20 protein-coding genes are annotated in these 23,070 nt (G+C 68.3%); 6 read left to right on the top strand and 14 right to left on the bottom strand.

Annotation, left to right across the window (positions count from 1 at the left end):
- Positions 1-402 precede the first annotated feature (402 nt).
- Complete coding sequence (locus tag H1Q64_RS28905) at positions 403-2,199, top strand: glycoside hydrolase family 15 protein (RefSeq protein WP_237907321.1); 1,797 nt, start codon at positions 403-405, stop codon at positions 2,197-2,199.
- 58 nt (positions 2,200-2,257) lie between these two features.
- Here the strand turns inward: H1Q64_RS28905 and H1Q64_RS28900 are convergent, their stop codons facing one another.
- Positions 2,258-3,535 (bottom strand): BON domain-containing protein, encoded by a 1,278-nt coding sequence (locus H1Q64_RS28900; RefSeq protein WP_237907320.1) that lies wholly within the window; start codon positions 3,533-3,535, stop codon positions 2,258-2,260.
- A 545-nt stretch (positions 3,536-4,080) separates the two neighbouring features.
- Between H1Q64_RS28900 and H1Q64_RS28895 the strand changes: the two genes are divergently transcribed.
- Positions 4,081-5,691, top strand: a complete 1,611-nt coding sequence (locus tag H1Q64_RS28895; protein WP_237907319.1) for a ribonuclease J — start codon at positions 4,081-4,083, stop codon at positions 5,689-5,691.
- A gap of 126 nt (positions 5,692-5,817) precedes the next feature.
- Positions 5,818-6,147: a hypothetical protein gene (locus H1Q64_RS28890; protein WP_237907318.1), complete on the top strand. Its 330-nt coding sequence runs from the start codon at positions 5,818-5,820 to the stop codon at positions 6,145-6,147.
- Positions 6,148-6,174: 27 nt separating this feature from the next.
- On the opposite strand, the gene H1Q64_RS28885 is transcribed toward H1Q64_RS28890, so the two are convergent.
- Entirely contained in the window at positions 6,175-6,504 is a 330-nt protein-coding gene (locus H1Q64_RS28885) for a hypothetical protein (RefSeq protein ID WP_149167250.1), read from the bottom strand.
- A gap of 159 nt (positions 6,505-6,663) precedes the next feature.
- Here H1Q64_RS28885 and H1Q64_RS28880 point away from each other — a divergent pair, with 159 nt between their 5' ends.
- Entirely contained in the window at positions 6,664-7,278 is a 615-nt protein-coding gene (locus H1Q64_RS28880) for a class I SAM-dependent methyltransferase (protein ID WP_237907317.1), read from the top strand.
- A gap of 26 nt (positions 7,279-7,304) precedes the next feature.
- On the opposite strand, the gene H1Q64_RS28875 is transcribed toward H1Q64_RS28880, so the two are convergent.
- From H1Q64_RS28875 to H1Q64_RS28855, 5 genes are all read right to left on the bottom strand, one after another.
- Positions 7,305-8,270 (bottom strand): hypothetical protein, encoded by a 966-nt coding sequence (locus H1Q64_RS28875; RefSeq protein WP_237907316.1) that lies wholly within the window; start codon positions 8,268-8,270, stop codon positions 7,305-7,307.
- A 108-nt stretch (positions 8,271-8,378) separates the two neighbouring features.
- A complete protein-coding gene (locus tag H1Q64_RS28870; RefSeq protein ID WP_237907315.1) occupies positions 8,379-8,567 on the bottom strand; it encodes a hypothetical protein in 189 nt (62 codons plus the stop codon).
- Positions 8,568-8,713: 146 nt separating this feature from the next.
- A complete protein-coding gene (locus tag H1Q64_RS28865; protein ID WP_237907314.1) occupies positions 8,714-11,863 on the bottom strand; it encodes a PAS domain-containing protein in 3,150 nt (1,049 codons plus the stop codon).
- Positions 11,864-12,043: 180 nt separating this feature from the next.
- Complete coding sequence (locus H1Q64_RS28860; RefSeq protein ID WP_237907313.1) at positions 12,044-13,444, bottom strand: amidase; 1,401 nt, start codon at positions 13,442-13,444, stop codon at positions 12,044-12,046.
- On the bottom strand, positions 13,435-14,664 hold the full coding sequence (locus tag H1Q64_RS28855; RefSeq protein ID WP_237907312.1) for an MFS transporter: 1,230 nt from the start codon (positions 14,662-14,664) through the stop codon (positions 13,435-13,437). The genes H1Q64_RS28860 and H1Q64_RS28855 overlap by 10 nt, the downstream gene beginning before the upstream one ends.
- Positions 14,665-14,693: 29 nt before the next feature.
- On the opposite strand from H1Q64_RS28855, the gene H1Q64_RS28850 reads away from it, so the two are divergent.
- The gene (locus H1Q64_RS28850; protein ID WP_237907311.1) at positions 14,694-15,050 is read left to right on the top strand and encodes a hydroxyisourate hydrolase; all 357 of its coding nucleotides are present in this window, start codon (positions 14,694-14,696) and stop codon (positions 15,048-15,050) included.
- A gap of 1 nt (position 15,051) precedes the next feature.
- Here the strand turns inward: H1Q64_RS28850 and H1Q64_RS28845 are convergent, their stop codons facing one another.
- The 7 genes from H1Q64_RS28845 to H1Q64_RS28815 all read right to left on the bottom strand — a co-directional run bounded on the left by H1Q64_RS28845 (position 15,052) and on the right by H1Q64_RS28815 (position 21,801).
- Positions 15,052-15,867 (bottom strand): ABC transporter permease, encoded by an 816-nt coding sequence (locus H1Q64_RS28845; RefSeq protein WP_237907310.1) that lies wholly within the window; start codon positions 15,865-15,867, stop codon positions 15,052-15,054.
- A complete protein-coding gene (locus H1Q64_RS28840) occupies positions 15,860-16,750 on the bottom strand; it encodes an ABC transporter permease (RefSeq protein WP_237907309.1) in 891 nt (296 codons plus the stop codon). Before H1Q64_RS28840 ends, H1Q64_RS28845 begins: the two co-directional genes overlap by 8 nt.
- 138 nt (positions 16,751-16,888) lie before the next feature.
- Positions 16,889-17,935, bottom strand: a complete 1,047-nt coding sequence (locus tag H1Q64_RS28835; RefSeq protein WP_237907308.1) for an ABC transporter substrate-binding protein — start codon at positions 17,933-17,935, stop codon at positions 16,889-16,891.
- 46 nt (positions 17,936-17,981) lie between these two features.
- A complete protein-coding gene (locus H1Q64_RS28830) occupies positions 17,982-19,145 on the bottom strand; it encodes an ABC transporter ATP-binding protein (RefSeq protein ID WP_237907307.1) in 1,164 nt (387 codons plus the stop codon).
- Positions 19,146-19,430: 285 nt separating this feature from the next.
- Positions 19,431-20,165: a proteasome-type protease gene (locus H1Q64_RS28825; RefSeq protein WP_035679665.1), complete on the bottom strand. Its 735-nt coding sequence runs from the start codon at positions 20,163-20,165 to the stop codon at positions 19,431-19,433.
- Positions 20,166-20,315: 150 nt separating this feature from the next.
- Positions 20,316-20,486 (bottom strand): hypothetical protein, encoded by a 171-nt coding sequence (locus tag H1Q64_RS28820; RefSeq protein ID WP_237907306.1) that lies wholly within the window; start codon positions 20,484-20,486, stop codon positions 20,316-20,318.
- Between the two features lie 580 nt (positions 20,487-21,066).
- Positions 21,067-21,801 carry a GntR family transcriptional regulator gene (locus H1Q64_RS28815; RefSeq protein ID WP_237907305.1) on the bottom strand — a complete coding sequence of 245 codons (735 nt, stop codon included), beginning with the start codon at positions 21,799-21,801 and terminating at the stop codon, positions 21,067-21,069.
- 224 nt (positions 21,802-22,025) lie between these two features.
- On the opposite strand from H1Q64_RS28815, the gene H1Q64_RS28810 reads away from it, so the two are divergent.
- Complete coding sequence (locus H1Q64_RS28810; RefSeq protein WP_237907304.1) at positions 22,026-23,039, top strand: ABC transporter substrate-binding protein; 1,014 nt, start codon at positions 22,026-22,028, stop codon at positions 23,037-23,039.
- The last annotated feature ends 31 nt before the right edge of the window (positions 23,040-23,070 follow it).

Genomic DNA, 23,070 nt, shown 5'->3' with positions numbered 1-23,070 from the left:
CTTGGGGAACGATGGACTGCAAACGATGGATGCCGGCCTCCAGCCGGAAGCGCGTGCCGGGGGGATGGCGGTCCACCGCCGTCTGGATGTCGGCGCCGGGCCGCAGCGAGACGGTGGGGGGCTCCGCTCCCGTCGCCATCATCGGGAGACCGGCGAGCAGGAATGCCGCCGCAAGGCGGGCAGGGTGGCGGGCATGCCGCCGGGGCGGGGCGCGTCCGGTATCCATGGTGGCCTCGATGCGTCGTCCTGCAACGATGGGCGAAAACGCTAACACGCGGGTCCGGCAGCCAGAATCGTCAAACCGGACGATCGACCTTCGTCGCTTCCGGTTCTCGTTCGGAGGGAACCGGAGCGGTCACAGGCCGTTGCCCAAAGGCACCCCCAATCGTTCGAGAGCGTGCCATGGCCTCCCGCATTGAGGATTACGCCCTTTTGGGAGACTGCGAGACCGCAGCCCTGTTGTCCGCCGAAGGTTCCATCGACTGGCTGTGCTGGCCCCGCTTCGATTCCGACGCCTGCTTCGCAGCACTGCTGGGCACGCCGGAGAACGGGCGCTGGCTGCTGCGCCCGAGCGATCCCGACGCCCGCACGAGCCGGCGCTACCGCGGCGACAGCCTGATACTGGAGACGGAGTTCGAGACGGCGGAGGGTGCCGTCACCATGATCGACTTCATGCCGCCGCGCGGCGAGGCGTCGGACGTGGTGCGTATTCTGCGTGGGAAGCGCGGGTGCGTCGCCATGCGGATGGACCTGACGCTCCGCTTCGGCTACGGGCACGTCGTGCCATGGGTGACGCGGATCGGCCCGCACACCCTGCGCGCCATCGCCGGACCGGACATGGTCGTCCTCCACACCAGCGCCCCGATCCACGGCGAGGACATGAGCACCGTTGCGGATTTCACCGTGGCGGAGGGCGAGAGCATCAGCTTCGTGATGATCTATTCCCCCTCGCACTTGCCGCTGCCGGAGCCGGTCGATGCCGAGCAGGCGCTGATGGAGACCGAGCGCTTCTGGGCGGAGTGGAGCGGGCGTTGCGCCTACAGCGGCCTCTGGCGGGACGCGGTGGTGCGCTCGCTGGTCACGCTGAAGGCGCTGACCTACCGCCCGACCGGCGGCATCGTCGCGGCGCCGACCACGTCCCTTCCCGAACAGCTCGGCGGGGTGCGGAACTGGGACTACCGCTATTGCTGGCTGCGCGACGCCACCCTGACCCTGCTGGCGCTGATGAACGCCGGCTATCTCCAGGAGGCGCTGGACTGGCGCGACTGGGGCCTGCGCACCATCGCCGGCAGCCCCCAGCAGATCCAGATCATGTACGGCATCGCCGGCGAACGGCGCCTGCTGGAATGGGAGGTGCCCTGGCTGCCGGGCTACGAGGGGGCAAGCCCGGTCCGCGTCGGCAACGCCGCGGCCCCCCAGCTCCAGCTCGACGTCTATGGCGAGATGATGGACGCGGCGCATCAGGCGCGGATGCGCGGCATCGAGATCAGGCCGGAAGCCTGGCAGGTCCAGTGCGCCTTGCTCGACCATATGGAATCGGTGTGGGACCAGCCCGACGAAGGCATCTGGGAGGTGCGCGGCGGCGCACGGCATTTCACCCATTCCAAGGTGATGGCCTGGGTCGCCGTGGACCGTATGGTGAAGAGTGCGGAGAGGTTCGGCCTGGACGCGCCTTTGGACCGCTGGAAAGCGTTGCGCCAAGCCATTTTCGACGATGTCTGTGCCAAAGGCTATTCGAAGGAGCGGAACAGCTTCATCCAGCATTACGGCGCCAGCCACGTCGACGCGGCGCTGCTGATGCTGCCGATGCTCGGCTTCCTGCCGGTGGACGATCCCCGCATCCAGGGCACCGTCGCCGCCATCGAGCGGGAACTGCTTCAGGACGGCCTTGTCATGCGCTACCGGATGGAGAGAACCGACGACGGGCTTCCCGACGGGGAGGGGGTGTTTCTCGCCTGCTCCTTCTGGCTGGCCGACGTCTATGTGCTCCAGGGGCGTCAGGCCGAGGCCGAGGCGCTGTTCAACAGGTTGCTCGCCCTGCGCAACGATCTGGGTCTGCTGTCGGAGGAGTACGACACGACGGCGAAGCGGCTGGTCGGCAACTTCCCGCAGGCCTTCTCGCACATCGCGCTGATCAACACCGCCTTCAACCTGACCCGCGCGGAGAAGCCGGCGGAGCAGCGGAAGGATGGAGATTGACGGCGGACAGGAAAAGCCCCTCCCACCGGTAACGGCGGGAGGGGCGCGTTGGGCACGGTCAGCGGTTGGTGCTGCCGGAGGTGCTGGAGCGGCTGGTGCTGTCCGTGGTTCCGGAAGTCCCGCCCATACCGGTACCACTCATGCCGGTCCCGGAGGTGCTGGAGGTTCCGGACGTGCCCGTTGTGGACCCGCTCATGCCGGTGCTGCCCATCCCCGAGCCACTCATGCCGGTGCCGGAAGACCCGGTGCCGCCGAGCCCGGCCATCGCCGACGCCCCGGCGGTGGTGCCGGTGCCGCCGAAGGTCCGCTCGCGGACGCGCAGATTGTTCTGCACATGGCGGACGCCGGAAATGGTCTCGGCCATGTCCTCGGCGCGGCGCTTGGTCCGGCGGTCGCCCACCGTGCCGCTCAGCGTGACCTCGCAATTGCTGACGGTCACGTCGATTTCCGACGCGTCGATGTAGGGGTCGTCGGTCAGGCGATCGTTCACATCCTCGCGGATGCGATCGTCGGAGCGGGTGTAGCCGCGCGGCCCGCGGCCTCGGTGGTGCTGGGCGCCGGGATCGTCGTTGCGGGCATCCATGCGGCGGCGGCGTTCCGCGTCTTCGTCGCCGAACCAGGAGGCCATCTCGTCGCCCGCCCGTTCGAAGAAACCGCGCTCCTCGTTGCGGCCGTAGCCGCTGCCGCCACCGTAGCCCATCCGGCCATAGTCGCGGTTCCCGTAGTCACGGCTGCTGTAGTCGCGGTTTCCGGTGCCGCGCGACCCGTAATCCATGCCGCCATAGTCGCGGCTGCCGTAATCACGGCCGCCATAGGCTCCGCTGCCGTAATCGGAACGTCCGAAGCCGCCACGGTAGCCGAAGTCCTGGCCGTAGTCGCCACGGTCCTCGTAGCTCTGACGATCCTCGCGGGAGCGCCAGTCGCGCTGGCCCTGGCCGAAGGAACCCCGGGACCCATAATCGCGGCCGTAGTCGCGATTGCCGGAGCCTTGACCATAGGTGCCCTGGCCGTAGCTTTGACCATAGGAGCCTTGACCGTAATCGCCCCGGCCTTCCTGCTGGCGCCAATAGTCGCGGCCGTAGTCGAATCCTTCGCGACCCTGGCCCTCGTAGCCGTAGCCGGGCTGGCGGCCACCGCCACCCATCATGCCGGAACGGCCGGACTGGCCCGATCCGGACTGGCCCCAATTCGATTGACCGAACTCGTCACGGCCACGGTTCTGATACGAACCGGCGCTCCACTCGCGGCTTTCGCCGCGTTGGCGGTCGCGCTCCCACCGATCGTCGTCGCGGCGGGTGCCCGGGTCGTTCCTCCACCTGGATTCATAGTCGGACATGGGATGCTCCCCATTTGGACAGTGCCCGTTCGCCGGGCGTCCGCAAACAACAGGAGAGGCGGCGAAGGATCGCGGACCGGCGGTGGCTTTGCCATGTCTTTGGTGGTGTCTTTGCCATGCGCTCCACACAGGCCAGCCAACCGAGGCGCCCTCGGGAGCCCGCGAACGCCCGCAATTCCACCATCCGCGCCCCCCGCCGGCGCGACGCGCGAAGGCCGCAAAAAATCAGGCGATGGCGCCCCCTTGAACGCCGCGGCGAAGGAAACATATGTGCAACATCGCCGGCGGATGGCCGTAACCTTCGGGTGACCGACCGGCGAACCCTTTTCCGGGTCGTGATTCAGCGGTTGACCGGCGTCGTCATCTGGATTACTGGCTCGAACACCGCTCTCCCTGGCCGGTGCGGCCGGCTGCCTTGACCCATCCCCACGGTCCTGGCGCCGCCGATGGCCGGGGAGACCCCCCGAGATCCGCATCGACACGCGATGCACGCCCGTCCGGCAGCGTTGAATGCCGGCTGAGATGTCGTGAAGCAAGAAGGACGTATGACGTTTGATAACAAGCGCCGCCGCGCGGCGCCCAAGGGCGGCAACCGCCCGAACTCGAATTTTGGCGGCAACCGCCCGAACACGATTGTTGGCGATGTGCGCAGCGGCAAGTCCGGCGGCCCGCGTTTCCAGAAGAACCAGAACCCCAAGCCCTACGAGCGCCCCAAGGCGACCCGCCCGCCGGGCGCGCCGGTTCCCGGCCCGGTTCCGGGCAACGACGAGATCCTGTTCATCCCGCTCGGCGGCTGCTCGCGCATCGGTATGAACATGGCGCTCTACGGCCATGCCGGGAAGTGGCTGATCGTGGACGCCGGCGTCGCCTTCATGGGCGACGAGGCGCCGGGCGTCGACAGCCTGATGGCCGATCCCTCCTTTATTGAGGAGCGGATGGACGAGGTGGTCGGGCTGGTCGTCACCCACGCCCACGAAGATCACATCGGTGCCATCCACCATTTGTGGCCGGGGCTGGAATGCCCGATCTACGCGACCCCCTTCGCCGCCCACGTGATCCGTGAACGGCTGAAGGAGTCCGGCGGCCTGCGCCACGCCCGCATCCGGGTGTTCGAACCGGGTGCGGCCTTCGAGATCGGCCCCTTCGGCATCGAGACCATCACCGTCACCCACTCGATCCCCGAGCCGGTGTCGGTGGCGATCCACACCAAGGCCGGCACGGTCCTGCACACCGGCGACTGGAAGTTCGACCCGCACCCGCTGGTCGGCCCGACCATGGACCTGGACGCGCTGAAGCGTCTGGGCGACCGCGGCGTGCTGGCGATGATGTGCGACAGCACCAACGCCAACGTCGACGGCACCACGGGGTCGGAGGCGGACGCCCGCGCCGGCCTGATCGAGGCCTTCGCCGGGCGCAAGGGCGCCATCGCGGTGACCGGCTTCGCGTCCAACGTCGCCCGCATGCAGGCGGTGGCGGAGGCCGCGGCGGCCCACGACCGCAAGGTGGTGCTGGTTGGCCGGTCGATGCTGCGCATGGAGAAGGCGGCCCGCGCCAGCGGCTATCTGGAGAAGGCTCCGGAGTTTATCTCCATCATGGAAGCCTCCTGGACTCCGCGCCGGAACCTCGTGTTCCTGTGCACCGGCAGCCAGGGCGAGGAGCGGGCGGCGCTCAGCCGGCTGGCCCGCGATGGCCACCGTGAGCTATGGCTGGAAAGCGGCGACACGGTGATCTTCTCCGCCCGCGCCATTCCCGGCAACGAGGTGGTGCTGGCCGACGTGCAGGACCATCTGAAGGCCAAGGGCGTGACGGTGGTGACCCCCGCCGATGCGCCGGTGCATGTGTCGGGCCACCCGAAGCGGGACGACCTGATCCGCATGTACGACCTGATCCGCCCGCGCTTCTCCGTGCCGGTGCACGGCACCATCGAGCATCTGGAGGCCCACGCCCGCCTTGCCCGCGCCTGCGGCGTGGAACGGGCGCTGGTTCCGGAGGACGGCGACATCCTGCGGATCGCACGGGAAGGCACCGCGGTGATCGGCCATATGGAGGCCAAGCGCCTCGCCAACACCGGGCGCGAGTTGATCCCCTGGACGGGTCTGCCCGTCGCGGAGGACGCGGACGCCCTGGCCGAAGCTATGGAATCGATGGCCGCCTGACGCGGCCATCCTCCTTCACCGTCACGTTTCATAGGGCCACGAATCACCAGAAGGGGGACACCCGCCCTCCGTTCGCGCGCACCAGGGGCCGGTTCACGGCCCTGTTTTTTTCTTGGAGAGTTGCCAATGGCTGGCTATCCCGCCGACCGGCTTTCCTTTCCCGACATCCTCGACCCGGTGCTGGAAGCGCCGGACGGGGACGACACCGCCCTCGATCGCGCCATCAACGAGGTGGCCGAGGCGCTGGCCGACAGCGGGACCCTGATCGTCGATGCCCTGGGCCAGGCGGCCTACGGCGTGACCGACGAGGAGGCCGTTCTCGGCCTGATCGACACCTACATCCGCGTCCTCCTGCATCTCGGCGAGGTGGAGGAGGCGGCGGACATGGGCGAGGTGATCGAGCGCATCCAGAATTTCCAGCGCCGCCGCAAGCACCGCGGTTCGCGCGCCTCCTGACCCGGCCCTTTCCTCAGACCGGCCCCCTCAGACTGGCGGGACGGTTCCGCCGCTCAGCCAGCGGGTCGCCAGGGCGCGCAGCCGCGCGGTCTGCTGCCGCTGGCGGTAGACGGACACGGCGTAGCCGATCCCGATGAAGCCGACGATCACCACCCAGAAGCCGAACAGATAGCGCCAGTCCGCCCCCGCGGTCAGCAGGACCAGCAGGACCAGCGTCACCACCCCCGCGACCACCCCGCCGATGATGCGCATCCGCAGGAAAGCGGCCTCGTCGCTCTGTTCGAAATCCTCGGCCAGCGCCTGGATTTCCAGTCCGGCCTGACGGCGGGCCTCCGCCGCCGGGTTCAGCGCATCCATGCCATCTCCATTCCGTTTGTCGGGCCGTTTGTCGGGCTTCGAACCCCAGGCGCGATGATCCGTCACATTCGCCTGCTATGAAAGGAAGAACAGGCAAAACGCGCTTCCGGCCCTTGACGCTCACGGTGTGAACGGGCCGCTTCGGGGGAGTCTCGAACCATGCAGACCGGTTATGTGCGCACCTACGAACGCATCGCCCCGCTCTACGACGCGCTGGACCTCGGTTACGAGGTGATGTGGAAGCGGCGCCTGCGCCGGGGCACGTTCCGCGGCCTGTCCGGCCGCATCCTGGACGCTGGGGCTGGCACCGGCTGCAACATCCCCTTCTATCCCGAGGGCGCCCGGATAACCGCGGTGGACGCCAGCCCGGCCATGCTGGCCCGCGCCGCCAAGCGGGCGGACAGGCTGAGGCGGGCGGTGGAGTTCCAGGTGATGGATCTGGCCGCCACCGGATTCCCCGACGGCCATTTCGACCATGTGGTGGCGACCTTCGTCTTCTGCGTCCTGCCGGAGGATCTTCAGGTGCCGGTGCTGCGCGAGATGCGACGTATCCTGAAGCCGGAGGGGACGCTGCGCATCCTCGACTACACCCAGTCGGAGCGCTCGGCGGCCCGGTTGTGGATGCGCGTGGTGTCGCCCTGGCTGAGCTTCGCCTTCGGTGCCCGCTACACCGCCGGCTACGAGGGGCATCTGCCGCAGGCCGGCATGGGAGCGGTGGACAGCCGCTTCGTAATGGGCGATTGCGTGAAGCTGGTGGAGGCCCGCGCGGCCTGAGCCGCCGGGCCCTCCGTGTCAGCCGGTCAGCCGGCGCGCCGCTGCTCGTGGGCCGGGCCGCCGCCGAAATGGCCGAGCGCCTGGGCGAGCGCGTCGTCGAACACCTCCGCCTTCTCCGTGAAATAGTCGAAGTAGCCGTAATGGCGGCGCAGCGGCAACTCGGTCAGCGAGCGGATGCGGTAGGCCGGGTCGTTGAGCGTGCCGCGCTCCATCAGTTCGATCACCCGGCGCAGCCGCGCGACCTCCGCCTTGTAGGAGTTGGCGAACCACTGGCGGATCTTCCAGTTCTCCACCTCCAGTTGGTTGCGCGGCACCGGCCCGATCCAGGAGACGGGGAAGGGCGCGGCCACCGTCACCTCGTCGAAGCCGTGCAGTTCCGACAGGATGATGCTGCGGTGATAGGCGCCGTCGATCAGCCCGCCGGGGGCCTCCTCGAAGCCGTAGAGATAGAGCCAGAGGGCGCTTTCCACCGCGTCCGCGGTGATGTCTTCAAGCCCGACCTCCCCGGCCATCAGGCGGCGGGCGGCGGCGTTGCCGTGCAGCAGCCCGTTTCCGGAGCGGAAGTCGTAGGTGTTGAAGACGACGCCGACCTCGGCCTCGTTCAGGGTGCGGGCGATCTCGGCCACGGTGTCGCGGTCGCGCACCGGGGCGTATTGGCGGGCCGGCATCAGCCGCTCCAGCACCGCCGAGGGCGACAGCGGGACATCCAGCCAGCGTCGCGCGTTCTCGCCCAGCACCGGGCGGAACACGCCCTTGTGCCCGAACAGGGCGGTCTGCCAGGCCTGGAGCAGCCCGCCGGACGCCCCCCTGTGTTCAAGAAGCAGGCGGCGCACGTCCTCGCCGCGCAGCCAGGCGGCCAGCACGACGATCTGCCCGGAGGTCACCGTGAACAGGTCGGGCATCCGCTCCAGGCGGTCGAGCGCCGTCAGCACGCCCGCGCCGTGCAGGTTGAACCCACCGAAGCCGCCCAGGGCGACCGCTCGTTTCTGCATGTGAAAAACTCCAACCAAAGACCAACCGTCCCGCGAGGCGCCGCTGTCGCGGACCGCCTGCGGGGCGCTACTGTCGCTGTATCAGGGAAAAATGAGGGCTGTCCGTGGTCAACCGGCGGCCCGGCCGCCATTCAGGCGGTGGGGGTTCAGGTCGGCCGGCCGTCCTTTCAGAAACGCGGCCAGCCGGCCCAGCAGGGACCGGAGATGGTCGGCGCGCATCCGGACGGCCTTGCGGCGGATGAGCTGCAGGTCGCGTTCGGAGGGACGGGCCGAGGCGAAAGTCGAAGGCGTGTTCATAAGGGACCTCCTCAAAGGATTGAGAAGGCGTCTCCCCCTCGGGAAAGGGCTTATCGTTATGTTGCAGTGCACAATATGGGGCAGTGGCGCTGCCCCGTCAAGGCTGGTCCGCTTTTTGTCCACCGCTCTCCGGTCGGGGAGGACGATCAATCGCCGGTCTGTCTCACCGGATTGTGGTTCAGAAGATCTTGGATGGCGCTTTGAAGCTGCCGCGGGGTGACCGGTTTGCGCACCACGGCCAGCCCGAGCGCCGCCGCGTCGCGGTCGCACTCGGTGCCGATCTCGCCGGTCAGGATGATCGCCGGAACCGGTGACCCGACCAGCCCGCGGATTTGCACGATGGCTTCCGTTCCGATCCGGCCGTTGCGCAGCCGATAGTCGGCGATGATCAGGTCTGGGCGGCGGTTCAGTCCGCGCAGCCGCTCCAGCGCCTGCTCGGCGGAACCGGCGACGGCCACCTCGTACCCCCATTCCTGGAAGATGGTCCGCAGCCCCATCAGGACGATCACGTCGTCCTCGACCAGAACGGCCAACCGCCCGTCGCCGGACGGGGTAGCCTCCGCTTCGGGGGCGGGGAGGGGGACGGCCGGGGTGGCGCGCGGCGCTTCGATGGAGAAGACCGACCCATGGGCCGGTTCGGAGCGCACCGACACCGGATGGTTCAGCAGCCGGGACAGCCGCTTCACGATGGCAAGCCCCAGGCCGAGCCCCTGGCTGCGGTCGCGTTCCGGATTGGCGACCTGATGGAACTCCTCGAAGACCTTGGTCTGCTGCTCCGCCGAGATGCCGATGCCGCTGTCCTGCACCATGATGCGGACGGTGCCGTTCGCCGCCTCGCAGGACACGCGGACATAGCCCGCCTCGGTGTAACGGATGGCGTTCTCCACCAGATTGCGGAGCATCCGGCCGAGCAGCAGCCGGTCGCTGCGCACCGCCAGATCCGGCGCGGGCTGGACGACGGTGAACTCCAGCCCCTTGCTGGAGGCGATCGGGACATAGGCCGCCTCGATCTCGTCCAGCATCGGGCGCAGGGGCACCGTGTCGATTTGCGGGTTGATGACACCGGCGTCCAGGCGCGACACGTCCAGCAGGCTGTCGAGAAGATTCTTCAGCGTTTCCAGTGCACGCTCCAGCGAGGCCAGCGAGCCGCGCCCCTTGACGGGATCGACGTGGTGGTGCAGGACCCCGGCGAACAGCAGGGCGGATTGCAGCGGCTGGCGCAGGTCGTGGCTGGCCGCGGCCAGGAACTTCGACTTGGAGACGTTGGCCTCGTCGGCCTTGGCCTTGGCGTCGCGCAGGGCCTGCTCCATCATCTTGCGCCCGGTGATGTCGATGTTCAGTCCGCTCAGCCGGACCGGACGTCCGTTGTCGTAGATCGGCCGCCCGATGACCATGATCCAGCGCTCGCCGTCGCGCGGATGCAGGATGCGGAACTCGCCACGGTAGTCGGAGCGCCGGGCCTCCAGCACATCCTCGGTGAAGCGGCGCACCGCCTCCCGGTCCATCGGGTGGATCAGGTTGTAGAAGCTCTCCTCCCTGGGGGTGAAGGTGTCCGGGCTGACGCCATACAGGCGGTACATGCCGTCCGACCAGGCCAGCGTGCGGTCCCGCAGGTCGAAATCCCAAATGCCGGCCTCCGCCACGGCCAGCGCAATGGTCAACCGCTCCTCGCTGCGGCGCAGTGCCTCCTCCAGGGCCTTGCGTTCGGTGATGTCGAGGTTCAGGCCGCTGAAATGCAGCGGCGTTCCGTCGGGGCCGTAACTGACCCGCCCGATCGACGAGACCCAGCGGACGGCGCCGCCGGGCTGGACGATGCGGTACTCCAGCCGGACGTAGGAACGCCGCTCGACGAGCATTTCCGTCTGGGCCTTCAGCGTCGCGATGTCGAAATCGTCGGGATGTACCACCGACCGCCACATGGCGCTGGTCGCCTCGTGCACGGCTGGGTCGAGACCGAAGATGCGGTGGGTTTCTTCCGACCAGTGCCCCTGGCCGGAGGTGAGATCCCAGTCGAAGGTGCCGGCCAAGGCGGATTCAAGGGCAAGGCTCAGCCGGTCCTTGCTCTTGCGCAGATCGTCCTCGGCCTGTCGCCGCCGGGTGATGTCGAGGAGATAGACCGACATCCCGTTCGCGTTGGGAAAGGCCCGCATCCAGAACCAGCGTCCGGTGCGCATCCCTTGGAATTCATCGTCGATCGGCGTCTGCCCGGCCATCGCCTGATGGGCCTTGCGCCACAGCGGCGTGTCGACCAGTTCCGGAAAGGCGTCCCACAGCGACCGCCCGCGCAGGTCGCGGCCCTGGGCGACCAGAGCGACCGCCTTGTCGTTCAGATAGGTGAAGCGCCAATCGCGATCCAATTCGATCACGCCGTCCACCGTGCTGCCGAGCACCGCCGCCATGCGGAGCGCGTTGCTGCGCGCCAGCTCATGCGCGCGCAGGAAGCGCCACAGGCTCCAGCCCGCGGTGATCCCGGCGAACAGGAAAAGCCCGATGAAAATGATGAGCGTGCGCCGGGCGGCCGCGTTGACCGGCCGCATGGATTCGTCCTTGTCCAGGCTGACATGGACGTAGAGGTTGGGAACGCCGGCGGCCAGCGGCGACACCGCGGTGATCCGCATCCGGCCATCCGGACCGGGCGCTTCGACCACACGCCGCTCGCCCCGGTCCAGCAGAGCCTGATAGGGCGCGTGCAGCGGCCTGCCGACGGTGTCCGGCGTTTCGGGCTGGTGCGCCAGGACGATGCCGGAGCGGTCGGCGATCACCACCTCCGCGTCGTCCGGCAGACTCTTCTCGCGAAGGAACAGGTTCAGCCACGTGGTGTCGAGGAGCACGGTCACCACGCCTGCCGGAACGCCGTTCCCGTCCTTGTAGGCCAGGGCGAAGGGGATGGAGGGGCGGCCCGTGGTGCGGGAGGTCAGGGTAGCCCCGTTGGTTTGCTCCCCGCTGGTCAACGCCTCCTGCCAATAGCTGCGATCGGCGACCGAGAGACCGCGCGCCTGCGGTTGGGTGGAACACCAGATGGTCCCAGACCGGTTGCTGATGCTCACCGCCAGATAGGGAGGAAACTTCGCCTTGATCCGAAGAAGTGTGTCCTGACAGGCCGCTGGGGACAATTGCCCTATGCCCATCTCCGTAAGGGCAACCAAAACGTGTTCGATATCGTCGGCGATGCGCTGCTGTTCGGATTCGACCTGATCCAGAAGCTGCATCGACTCCAGGCGGATTTCCGTTTCCCTGGACTTGCGCAATTCCAGGATGTTGTGCACTTCAAAGGCGATCAGCGGTAATGCAACCATAAGGAAAAGAATCGACAACCGACGCGCCGACCATCCAGGCCGCTGGTCCGGCTCGCTGGTCTTCACCCGTATCTCCCTACTCCACCCCTCTTCGGGTGAAGATTGCCAGAATACGATGGTGATTGATACAGGCTGTCCGTTCTATCCCCATCGCCAATTCTCTTTTTCTTCAAAAGGCTGTCACGCTACAAGGCCAGTGTAACCGCAGGTGGCTTCCACCACGGCGGCCAGCCGCAGCACCGCCGCGTCGGACAGGCGCGGGCCGGCGATCTGCAGCCCAACCGGAAGCCCGCCGCTCTCCGTCAGCCCGCAGGGGACCGAGCAGGCCGGCGCGTAGCAGTGATTGAACAGAGGCGTGAAGACCGCGTGGCCGCGCGGCGTCACCGGACGCCCGTCGATGGTGGCGGGGCCGAGCCGGTCGAACGGCCATGCGGTGACCGGAGTCGTCGGGCAGACCAGCAGGTCGTATCGTGTGAAGAGGGCGGCCAGTGCGCGGTAGGCCTCCTCCCGCAGATGCAGGGCGCGGGCGACCTCCGCGCCGCTGGTGCGCAGCCCGGCGTCGATCTGCTGTCCGATGTCAGGGTCGAACAGCGCCGGTGCGGCGCGGAAGCGTTCGCCGTAGAGCGCGGCGAGGCCGGCGAACTGGAGGGGCATCAGGCCGCTTTCCCCGGCTCCCTCGGGCCAGACCGGGTCGGCCTCCTCCACGATGGCCCCGGCGTCGGCGAGGCGGTGGACGGCGCGCTCCACGCAGGCGGCGACCTCCGGATCGACCGGGGCGTCCAGCCCCAGCCGCCGGCTGTAGGCGATGCGCAGGCCCGCCGGCTCGGGGTTGGCGGCGGCGCGGGCGAAGGAGCCGGACACCGCCACCGATTGTGGGTCGCGCGGGTCCGGCCCGGTCAGCGTGTCGAGCATCAGCGCCACGTCGGCGACCGAGCGGGCCATCTGGCCGATCACCGAGTTGCCGAACACCGGCTCGGCAAAGCCGACCGGGTGGGGGACTACTCCGGCCGACGGCTTCATGCCGACCACCCCGACATGAGCCGCCGGCCGGCGGGTGGAGCCGCCACCGTCCGTGCAGAGCGCCAGCGGCGCCAAGCCCGCCGCAACCGCGCTGGCCGCCCCGCCGGAGGAGCCGCCGGGCGTCAGCGCCACGTCCCAGGGATTCCGGGTCGGGCCGTGCAGGCGATTGGTCGTGACCCCCTTGCAGGCGAATTCCGAGCAGTTGGTGATTCCCGCGAAGACGGCGCCCGCGGCGCGCAGCCGGGCCACCGCTACCGCGTCCTCCGGCGCTACGAAGTCCTCGAACAGCCGCGATCCCTGGCGGACCGGCTGTCCGCGCACCCAGATGTTGTCCTTCACCGTGAAGGGCACGCCGAGCAGGGGCAGCGCCTCGCCCCGCGTGGCACGTTCGTCGGCGGCCCGCGCCTCCGCCCGCCCGGCCTCCGGGTCGAGATGGACGATGGCGTTCAGCCGCGGATTCTCAGTCGCGATCCGCTCCAGCAAATTGTCGTAGAGGGCGACGGCGCTGACCGCGCGGGCGGCGACCTGTTCGGCGATCCGGCGGGCGCTTATCATGCGCATGGGGTGTCCTTGGCAGCGGTTGAAAGGTCCGGGGTGGGGGCCGGCGGCAGGGGAATGACCAGCGCCGCGGCGCCGGCCAGCGCGGCGGCGGCGGCGGCCAGATAGCCGGCGGAATAGCCGAAGCCCCCGGCGACCAGCAGGCTGAACAGCGCCGGCCCGATGACCAGCCCGGCGTAGGCGATGGCGAGCATGCCGCCCGTCGCCTCGCCCGCCCGGCCCGTCGGGGCGAGACGGGCGACTTCCGAAACGAACAGGCCGTTCCAGCCGCTCGCCGACAGGCCGAAGGCGGCGCAGACGCCCAGGAAGGCGGGCACCGGCCAGCCGGGGGAGGCGATGGCGACGAGGGCGGCGGCCACGCTCATGGCGACGCCCAGCCCGGCAAGGATGACGCGGGGCGGCGCCCAGCGCGTCGCCACGAGGCCCCAGCCGACGCGCCCCACCAGCCCGGCGCCCTGCGCCACCGCCAGCGCCGTGCCTGCCAGCGGCAGGCTCCAGCCCAGGCCGGTCACCGCGAAGCTGACCAGGAAGCCGTTTAGGCAAAGCTGCATGGCCGAGAAGGCGCAGACCGCCATGGCCAGCCGGCGCAGCGCCGGTTCCCCGGCGACCAGATCGAGCGCGCGCTTCAACGTGCCGCGCCCGGCGGGGCGGGGGGCGGCGCGGTCGTCGCCGTCGTGACGGCGGGCCAGCGGCTCCAGGACGAGCGCCAGGACGGCGGTGGCGCCCGCCACGACCAGCAGGCTGGCCTGCCAGCCGACGGACAGGACCAGCAGCGGCACGGCAAATCCCGCGGCCATGCCGCCGAACTGGTTGCCGGTCTGGCGCAGCGAGAAGACCAGCGGGCGCTTCTCCGGCGGGGTCAGCCGAGACAGCAGCTGCGTGCTGGCCGGCGTTTCCGGCCCGAAGGCGAAGCCCAGCGCCAGCGCCCCCAGCAGGAAGGCGATGGGAAGGGCGCTGGCCGACAGCAGCGCGGCTCCTGCGGCGGCGAGCAGGCAGGCCTGGCAGGTGCGGATCGCCCCCCAACGCGCGATCAGCCCGCCCGCCCCCAGCGACGCGGGGATGGCGGCGGTGAAGACGACCGCGGTATAAAGGCCGAGAAGCCCCGGATCGACCCCCAGGTCGGGCGCCGCCTGCGGCGCGATCACCGGAATGGCGAAGAGACACAGCCCGACGAACGCCTGAACCGCCGCCATGGCGATCAGAGGCAGCAACCAGACGTTCATGGGGACTCCACAGGGAAAGGGACGGGCCGATGGCCGGCGGGATTTCGTTGCATGCGGTGGATGTGGCGCGCGGGGTGCCCGCCGAGGGGATGCGGGTGGAACTCTATGCTTTGCGGGACGGACAGCGGGACAGGCTAGCGGAAAGCCGTTTGTGTGCCAATGGCGCGCTCGACCATCCGGTGGTCGGCGGCGCGGGCGTGACGGCGGGCGTCTACGAGGCGGTGTTCCACATCGGCCCCTGGCTGCGCGCGCAAGGCGCAGGGACGGCGGAACCGGCCTTCCTGGAGGAGGCGCCGTTCCGCTTCACCGTCACCGACGTGGCGCAACACTACCATCTGCCGCTGAAGTTCACCCCCTGGGGCTATTCCCTGTTCCGCGGGGCATAAGTTAGCGGAGCTGGCGCGACAGGCCGGCGACCCGCTCCATCACCACCATCGCCAGGACGGTGACGGCGATCAGCACGCCGGACACCGCCGCGGCGCGGACGTCCAGGCTGTTCTCCAGGATCTGCCACATGCGGATCGGCAGCACCTCGTTGCGGGCGTCGGCCATGAACAGCGACACCGGAATGTTGTCGAAGCTCGACATGAAGGCGATGAAGGCCCCGGCGCCGATGCCGTTGCGGATGGTCGGCAGCGTCACCCGGCGGAAGGTGTAGAGGCGCCCGGCGCCCAGGCTCTCGGAGCTTTCCAACAGCGCGGGGTCGAGCTGGGCGAGGCTTGCCAGCGTGGTGCGCAGGACGTAGGGCACGCTGACGACGATGTGGCCGATGGCCAGCGTCAGGAAGGACAGCTCCACCCCCGCCGTGCTGAAGAACACCAACGAGGCAAGGCCGAAGGCCAAAGCCGGCAGGACCAGAGGCGACATGAACAGGGCGTCCAGCCCGCGCGCCCAGGCGCGTTGGCTGCGTCCGATGGCCAGTGCTGCGGTGGTGCCCAGCACCACCGACACGGCGGTGACCACGGCGCCCAGCTTCAGGCTGACCAGCGCGGCGTCCTGGAGCTGCCATGCGTCGATCAGCGAGGCGTACCAGCGCAGGCTGTAGGACGGCGGCGGGAACTTCAGCGAATAGCCGTCGGTGAAGGAGGTGACGAGCACCACCAGCGTCGGCGCCGCCAGCAGCAGCAGCGCCGCACCGGCGAGCGTGCCCATGACGAGGCCGAAGGAGGCGCTTCCCAGGGTCGGGCGCTGCATGTCAGGCATGGACGTACCCCTTGCTGGCGCGGCCCAGCAGATTGAACAGCATCACGACACCCATCACCGACACCATGAAGACGATCGAGATGGCGGCGGCGAAGGGCCAGTTGTGGAGCGTGATGGTCTGTTGATAGATGTATTGCGGCATGAACAGCATCTGTCCGCCGCCGACCAGCGACTGGGTGATGAAGGCGGTGACCGAGGCGGCGTAGGTCAGCAGGCATCCCGCGACGATCCCCGGCAGGCTCAGCGGCAGCGTCACCTTGAGGAAGCCCCGCCACGGCCCGGCGCCCAGCGCCGCCGAGGCGTCGAGCAGGTTCGGGTCGAGGCGCGACAGGGTGGTGATCAGCGGCAGCACCATCAGTGGCATCTGCACCTGCACCAGGGCGGCGACCAGGCCACCCTCGGTGTAGAGCAGACGCAGCGGCGTCTCCGCCAGACCCAGCGACAGCAGCAGGTTGTTGACGATGCCGTCGCGCCCCAGGATGACGATCCAGGCGAAGGTGCGCACCACGACCGAGGTCAGCAGCGGCAGGATGATGACCAGGATCAGCGCCGATTGCATCCGCGGCCCGCTGCGGGTGTAGAGCCAGGCCAGCGGATAGCCGAACAGCAGCGTCAGCGCCGTGACCTTCACCCCCAGCAGCAGCGTGCTGCCGAGCACGGCCAGATTGAAGGTGTCGCCGAAGAAGCGGATGTACTGGTCCAGCCCGAACCGCGTCATCTCCGCGTCGGCGTAGAGGCTCACGGCGACCAGAAGGAGCAGCGGCGTCACGAAGAACACCGCGAAGAAGGCGGCCAGCGGCAGCGCCAGCGTCCATTCCCGCCCGATGCGGGGCCGTGCGGCGGTCGCGGGTCCGGCGAGGCCGGGGGCGGTGATGGCGGTCATGGGGTGGGGTCCTGTGGGGGAGTAGGGAGTGGCCGCGCCGGGCCCCCCTCCCAGCCTGCCCCCGCTTCGCAGGGGGAGGGGATTTAGCCCTCCCCTGCGTCAGCGGGGGAGGGTTGGGTGGGGGCTCGTTTCGACGCCTTACACCTTGATCTCCTTGTTGAACCGCTCGATCCAGCCGGCGCGGTTCTGGTTGATCACCGACCAGTCGTGGAACACGAAGGACGCCTTCAGCTCCTCCTGGTCCTTGGCGATCATGCGGGCGATGTCGCCGTCCATCCGCACCTTGGAATTCGTCGGGATGACGTAGAAGGGCGCCTGCATCAGCTTGGTCTGGACCTCCGGCGCCATGGCGGATTCGATCAGCGCCGCCGCCAGCTTGGCGTTGGGCGAATTCTTGGTGATGTGGGCGGTGGTCAGGAAGGCGATGGTGCCGGTCTTCGGCTTGGCGAACTCCACCGGCACGCCGCGGGCGCGCAGGATCTGGATGGCGTTGAAGTTGCCCGGCGAGATGTCGATCTGGCCCTGCTGGAACAGGGTGGCGAGCGCACCGGGGTTGGGCGCTACGGCGCCGAGATTCGGCTGAAGCTCCTTGAGAGCGGCGAAGGCCGGCTCGATGTCGTTCTCGCCGCCGCCGCGGGTCTTCGCCAGCTCGACCATGAAGGCGGTGCCGAGCGTCGAGTTCATGTTGGTGATGCCGACGCGGCCCTTGTATTCCGGCTTCCACAGGTCGTCCCAGCTCGTCGGCGGGGTCTTGACCTTCTCCGGGTTGTAGGTGATGCCGACCGCCTGGAAGAAGATGCCCGGCCCTTCGGGAAGCTGGGCCACCGGCAGCAGGTCCTGGTAGTTCTTGCTGTCCGCGACAGGGAAGGGCGCGGCCAGATCCTGGCCGATCACCGACAGGCGCGGGCCGGGGTCCATCAGCATCACGTCGATCGGCGGGTTCGCCTTGGCGGCGGAGACCTTGGCGATCATGTCCACCGACAGCATCGGGTCCAGCGCGATGTCGGCGTTGCCCGTGGCCTTGCGGAAATGCGGGACGATCACGTCGCGGTGGGCTTCCTCCCAGCTTCCGGTGAAGGTGGCGAACACCAGCTTGCGCGCCTGCGCCCAGCTCATGCCGGGGAACAGGGACATGGCGCCGAGCGTGAGGCCGGCGGCGAGGATCTGGCGGCGGTCGAGGGTCATCGGCAGGCACTCCAGGGGGAGGAGGAGAGAAGGGGGAGGGAGTGGATCAGGCGCCCGCGGGAACGGCGAAGGCGCGGCAGGTCTGGGGGGAGACGGGTTGCAGCCGGACCGGCGTGCCGGGCGCGCGCAGCGCGGCGCCGGCCACGCGCGGCTCGGTCACCTTCACCTGCCCGCCGTCGGCGGTGCGCACCTCGTAGACGACCACCGGGCCGAGCGGCAGGGCGAGGTCCACGGTGCCGGCGATCTGCTGGGGCGCCGCCTCGGTGGCGAGTCGCAGATTCTCCGGGCGCACGCAGAGGATGGCCGGGTCTCCGGCGGCCAGCGCGGCGTCGGGCGTGACGGCGGTTAGAACGGTGCCGGCCTCCAGCGCCACCTCGGCGACGCTGCCGGAGGCGCGGACGACGCGGCCCCGCAACTGGTTGGCGCTGCCGACGAAGCCGTTGACGAACAGCGTTCCGGGACGGTCGTAGACGTCTTCCGGCGTGCCGAACTGCTCCAGCTTGCCCCGGCTCAGCACGGCGATGCGGTCTGCCATGCTCAGCGCCTCCTCCTGGTCGTGGGTAACCATGATGGTGGTGATGCCGAAACGGCGCTGGAGTTGCTTGATCTCGATCTGCATGTCCAGCCGCAGATTCTTGTCGAGCGCCGCGAAGGGCTCGTCGAGCAGCAGGATGCTCGGCTGGATCGCCAGGGCGCGGGCCAGCGCCACGCGCTGCTGCTGTCCGCCGGACAACTGCTTGGGGAAGCGGTCGCGCATGGCGTCCAGCTTCACCAGACCCAGCATCGCCTCCACCCGCGCCCGCACGGCGTCGCGGGCGGCACCTCGCGCCTCCAGCCCGTAGGCGACGTTCTGCGCCACGGTCATGTGCGGGAACAGCGCGTAGTTCTGGAACACGATGCCGACGCCACGCCCGGCGGGCGGCAGGCTGTCGACCACCCGGTCGCCGATGACGACGCGGCCCAACGTCTGCGCCTGGAAACCGGCAAGGATGCGCAGCAGCGTGGTCTTGCCGCAGCCGGACGGCCCCAGCAGGGCCACCAGCTCGCCCGCCTTGATCTCCAGCGTCACGTTGTCCACGGCGGTCGAGGCGCCGAAGCGGTGGGTGATGCCGTCCAGCGTCACCGCGACGCCCGCCGGCGCGGCGGAGTCCTTCGCGACGGGCGGCAGGGTCGGGTGATGGTGCGAACGGGCGGATTGGAGTGCGGCCATGGGGCTATCCTGGTAGGGCGCACCGGTGGAAACCCCCGGTGGCGCGTCGCAGGACAGAGGGAGAGCAACCTGCGTGCCACTCCCATGGGTTCAAGGGCGCCCCAGCCCCGAACCCCCGCATACTCTGGTGTTCACCCCATGGTCATCGTTCGGGCGCGGCGCGAAGCTGGGCAGATTGCCCGCTGAATATGCCTAAAAATTAATCTCCGCCTTGGCCTTGACCATGCTGCCCGATGGGTGGGCAGTGGCCCGTGCATCACTCACCCGATGTCGGGCCGGCTTCCCTCAGTCGGCCCAGCGCGGCGGCGGCAGGGAGCGGAACGCCTCGCGGAGCGCCTGGGACCAGCCGTCGCTGATCTCCTTAAAGCAGGGATCGTCCTCGCCGATCCGCCGCTTCGTCTCCAGCTTCAGGGAATCGCGGCGGTAGGCGATCAGGTCGAGCGGCAGCCCGACCGTCAGGTTGGAGCGCAGCGTGCTGTCCATGGAAATCAGCACCAGCTTCATCCCTTCCTCGATCGGCGTGTTGTGATTCAGCGCCCGGTCAAGGATCGGTTTGCCATACTTGTGCTCGCCGATCTGGAAGAAGGCGTTGTCGGCGGTCGCCTCGATGAAATTGCCGGCGGCGTAGACGTGGAACAGCCGCACCCGATCCCCGCGGATCTGGCCTCCCAGGATGATGGACAGGTCGAAATCCACCCGCTGCTCCTTCAACGCATGGCCGTCCCGCTTCCACACCTGACGGACGGCGGCGCCGACGAGCTGGGCGGCCTGGAACATGCCGTTCACGCTGCCGATGGTGCGGATCTCGCCGTCCAGTTCCACCCCTTCCTGGATCAGCGCGATCACCGACTGGGTGAGCGAAAGGTTGCCGGCGGTCATCAGGGCGATCATGCGGTCGCCCGGTTCCTCGAAGACATGCATCTTGCTGAAGATGGAGATGTGGTCGACCCCCGCGTTGGTGCGCGTGTCCGACAGCATCACCAAGCCGTCCTCCAGATACAGGGCGACGCAGTAGGTCATGGTCCGTCCTCTCTCCTCCCAGCGGAATCCGGACCGCCCACGTGAAAAGGGACGGCCGGCCGGCCGCCCCAGTGTATGCCGAAAAAACCAGCACGCCGCAAACCCATCGCGGGAGGCGGGACATCATGTCCCGCCTCCCGCGATGCGCGGTCAGCGCTGCTGCCCGCCCTTCTCGTCCTGGTCGCGGTCCATGTCCTGCTGCTGCTGCCGGTTCGCCTGGTCCTGCCCCTGCTGCCGGTTCTTCGGATTGTCCTGGGTCTGCTGCCCCTGCTTCCGCTCGTTCTGGCTGCCCATCTGGTTCGGGTTCCGTTCGTCGGCCATAGTGTTTCCTCCGCTATGTCGGTTCCGATGCCCGGCGGGCATGACGTGAACCAAGACGGCGATGGTACGCGCGGCGATCGGCCGGTCCCTACGATGGCAGGCGGTGATGTTCCGATTCGCTTGGAACTTACGGGGGGCGGCGCAAGGTCATAGGCGAAAAAACATACTCCTCCGGCCGCCGTGCCCATTGACATCATGCGGGTACGTATGGTCTATCTTTCGTAGCGCTGCGAACAGCGTCAGGCCGGAGTCTAGGGAGGACTCGGTAGTCCGTGAAAGCAAGGGCGCGCCGCACAAAAACAAAGGCGCGCACACAATGCGACACGCTGCATGCCTCAAGCCCTCGCACCCCCGCAGGGCTTTGACGGCAGCAGCGTGTTTCACTTTCGGGGGTTCGCTTTCCACCAGACATTGCGGCTTTTTCTTGCTGCGACGCACAAAACCATAGATACGCCGAGCAAAGAAAAAGGCCGCCAGGATTGCTCCGGCGGCCTGAGTCTAGGGAGGAAACGCCCAAAAAGGCGTCAGTGAAACTAATATATTCCGCACCGCAGCATAATTCAAGCCTTAATCGAACGAATCATCCCGCGTCCATCGGCTCGGCTCCGGCCGCTGCCTTTTCCCCCTGAACCGCCGCAGGGCGCAGAGCTTGGATGACTGCCACCGCGGTGCGGCGGCTGTGATCGGCCAGCAGGGCGCCGGCCTCTTCGGCGTCGCGGCGGCGGAACGCCTTCATGAACCCCTCATGCTCGTCCACCGACTCCTGCCAGCGGCCCGTGTCGTAGTTGGCGAGCGAGCGGGCGCGCAGGATCTTGGCGGCGAAGCCGGCGTAGGTCGCCTCCAGCGCCGGGTTGCGGGCCATGGCGACGATCTGGGTGTGGATCTGGCGGTTGGTCAGGAAATAGGCCGCACGTTCCCCCGCCTCGTGCTGGGTGACGAGCTGGTCGTGCATCCGGTCGAGCTTCGCGAACTCCGCGTCGGAGCCGTTGCGGCAGGCGAGCGTCCCGGCCAGCCGTTCCAGCGCGTCCATCACCTCGAAGATCGCCCCGATCTCGCCGGGGTCCACCGGGGCGACGATGGCGCCGCGGTGCGGGCGAAGCTCCACCAGCCCTTCCGACGACAGGACCCGCAAGGCCTCGCGCAGCGGCGTGCGGGAGATTCCCAACTGCTCGCACAGTTGCACCTCCGGCACGCGGACGCCCGGCGGCAGCTCTCCGTCCAGGATCATCGCCCGCAGCTCCTCCACCGCGGAATGATGCAGCGTCGCGCGGCGGATCGGCCGGGCCGGCGCCTTCATGGTCTTGATCCTGTCCATCCTGACCCACCACCCCCGAAAGTGCTGCATACTTGGGCATGCATGCCGAAATGATGCGCTATGCACAAAATTTAGGCAAGCGCGCTTGCGCGTGGCCAGCCTCCCCCACTATGCTCTAAACGGCTGAAAACAGCCAATAAATTGGCGAATATAATATTGTATACAATTTGGCACGGGCCTTGCGAAAGGATGAGGGACGCAACCGCATCGGGAGCACTCCTTTCATGACGTTCCGGTCCCTCACCCTGACGACCGTCACCGCCGCCTTCCTCGCCCTCTCCGCCGCTGCCACCGCCCCGGCCGCCGACGCGGAGACGCTGAAGCTGGGCTTCGCCAAATGCGCCCATTGCCTGCCGATGGCGCTGACCCCGGAACTCGCCAAGGGTGTGGAGATCGAGGCGATCAACTTCAACTCCGGCAACGACGTGCTGACCGCGCTGGTGTCGAAGAGCATCGACATGGCCCAGGTCACCTACCTGCACTACATCACGGCGCTCGATAAGGGCTTCGATGTGGTGGCCGTGTCCGGTCAGGTGAACGGTGGGTCGGAGATCGTCGTTGGCAAGGGCATCGCCCTGAAGGCCGATGATTGGGACGGGCTGAAAAAGCTGATCGCCGAGCGCAAGGAGAAGGGCGAGCCGCTGCGCGTCGCGGCGTCGCGCGGCAACGCGCAGGACATCCACATGCGCGGCGCCCTCCAGAAGCACGGCATCAACGTCAACAAGGACGTGCAGTTCATCAACATCCCGAACCCGTCCGACCACGCCGCCGCCCTCCAGCGCGGCGAGGTGGATGTGATTTGCACGGTGGAACCCTTCGCCTCCCAGATCCGCCAGACCGGCGTCGGCACGCATTTCGCGCTGCCCTATGATCAGGCTGCCGGCAATCTGACCAACCTGATCGTCACCCGCTCCGACGTCATCAAGGACCACCCGAAGGCGGTCGAGGCCACCGTCGGCTCGGTCGTCGCCCTGGTCGACAAGCTGAAGTCCGACCAGACCGTGTGGGTCGACGTCATCAACAAATACACCGGCATGGACAAGGCCGTCGCCACCGAGGCGCTCAAGAACGCCTCCCCCGATTACGCCATCCACAAGGACAGCACGCTGGCCATCGCTACGATGATGCGCGAGCTGAAATACATCTCCAACGACGTCACCGCCGCCGCGGAGAAGAACCTGGATTACACGTTCCTCGAAGCCGTCACCAAGAAGCCGAAGAGTGAACTGGGCTTCTAAGAGCACTTCGCCACGTCACCGCCCTTCCCCT

The organism is Azospirillum brasilense, assembly GCF_022023855.1.
GTDB classification, from domain to species: domain Bacteria; phylum Pseudomonadota; class Alphaproteobacteria; order Azospirillales; family Azospirillaceae; genus Azospirillum; species Azospirillum brasilense_F.
Note: the sequence above shows the minus strand (reverse complement) of the source record. Positions and strands in the feature narration are given on the sequence as shown.

Excerpts from the sequence above, each read along its gene's own strand:
- H1Q64_RS28860 (WP_237907313.1), bottom strand. The coding sequence starts at position 13,444 with ATGCGCATGATAAGCGCCCGCCGGATCGCCGAACAGGTCGCCGCCCGC.
- H1Q64_RS28870 (WP_237907315.1), bottom strand. The coding sequence starts at position 8,567 with ATGAACACGCCTTCGACTTTCGCCTCGGCCCGTCCCTCCGAACGCGAC.
- H1Q64_RS28840 (WP_237907309.1), bottom strand. The coding sequence starts at position 16,750 with ATGACCGCCATCACCGCCCCCGGCCTCGCCGGACCCGCGACCGCCGCA.
- H1Q64_RS28905 (WP_237907321.1), top strand. The coding sequence starts at position 403 with ATGGCCTCCCGCATTGAGGATTACGCCCTTTTGGGAGACTGCGAGACC.
- H1Q64_RS28895 (WP_237907319.1), top strand. The coding sequence starts at position 4,081 with ATGACGTTTGATAACAAGCGCCGCCGCGCGGCGCCCAAGGGCGGCAAC.
- H1Q64_RS28810 (WP_237907304.1), top strand. The coding sequence starts at position 22,026 with ATGACGTTCCGGTCCCTCACCCTGACGACCGTCACCGCCGCCTTCCTC.
- H1Q64_RS28890 (WP_237907318.1), top strand. The coding sequence starts at position 5,818 with ATGGCTGGCTATCCCGCCGACCGGCTTTCCTTTCCCGACATCCTCGAC.
- H1Q64_RS28830 (WP_237907307.1), bottom strand. The coding sequence starts at position 19,145 with ATGGCCGCACTCCAATCCGCCCGTTCGCACCATCACCCGACCCTGCCG.
- H1Q64_RS28880 (WP_237907317.1), top strand. The coding sequence starts at position 6,664 with ATGCAGACCGGTTATGTGCGCACCTACGAACGCATCGCCCCGCTCTAC.
- H1Q64_RS28900 (WP_237907320.1), bottom strand. The coding sequence starts at position 3,535 with ATGTCCGACTATGAATCCAGGTGGAGGAACGACCCGGGCACCCGCCGC.
- H1Q64_RS28885 (WP_149167250.1), bottom strand. The coding sequence starts at position 6,504 with ATGGATGCGCTGAACCCGGCGGCGGAGGCCCGCCGTCAGGCCGGACTG.
- H1Q64_RS28845 (WP_237907310.1), bottom strand. The coding sequence starts at position 15,867 with ATGCCTGACATGCAGCGCCCGACCCTGGGAAGCGCCTCCTTCGGCCTC.
- H1Q64_RS28820 (WP_237907306.1), bottom strand. The coding sequence starts at position 20,486 with ATGGCCGACGAACGGAACCCGAACCAGATGGGCAGCCAGAACGAGCGG.
- H1Q64_RS28855 (WP_237907312.1), bottom strand. The coding sequence starts at position 14,664 with ATGAACGTCTGGTTGCTGCCTCTGATCGCCATGGCGGCGGTTCAGGCG.
- H1Q64_RS28850 (WP_237907311.1), top strand. The coding sequence starts at position 14,694 with ATGGCCGGCGGGATTTCGTTGCATGCGGTGGATGTGGCGCGCGGGGTG.
- H1Q64_RS28835 (WP_237907308.1), bottom strand. The coding sequence starts at position 17,935 with ATGACCCTCGACCGCCGCCAGATCCTCGCCGCCGGCCTCACGCTCGGC.
- H1Q64_RS28875 (WP_237907316.1), bottom strand. The coding sequence starts at position 8,270 with ATGCAGAAACGAGCGGTCGCCCTGGGCGGCTTCGGTGGGTTCAACCTG.
- H1Q64_RS28815 (WP_237907305.1), bottom strand. The coding sequence starts at position 21,801 with ATGGACAGGATCAAGACCATGAAGGCGCCGGCCCGGCCGATCCGCCGC.
- H1Q64_RS28825 (WP_035679665.1), bottom strand. The coding sequence starts at position 20,165 with ATGACCTACTGCGTCGCCCTGTATCTGGAGGACGGCTTGGTGATGCTG.
- H1Q64_RS28865 (WP_237907314.1), bottom strand. The coding sequence starts at position 11,863 with ATGGTTGCATTACCGCTGATCGCCTTTGAAGTGCACAACATCCTGGAA.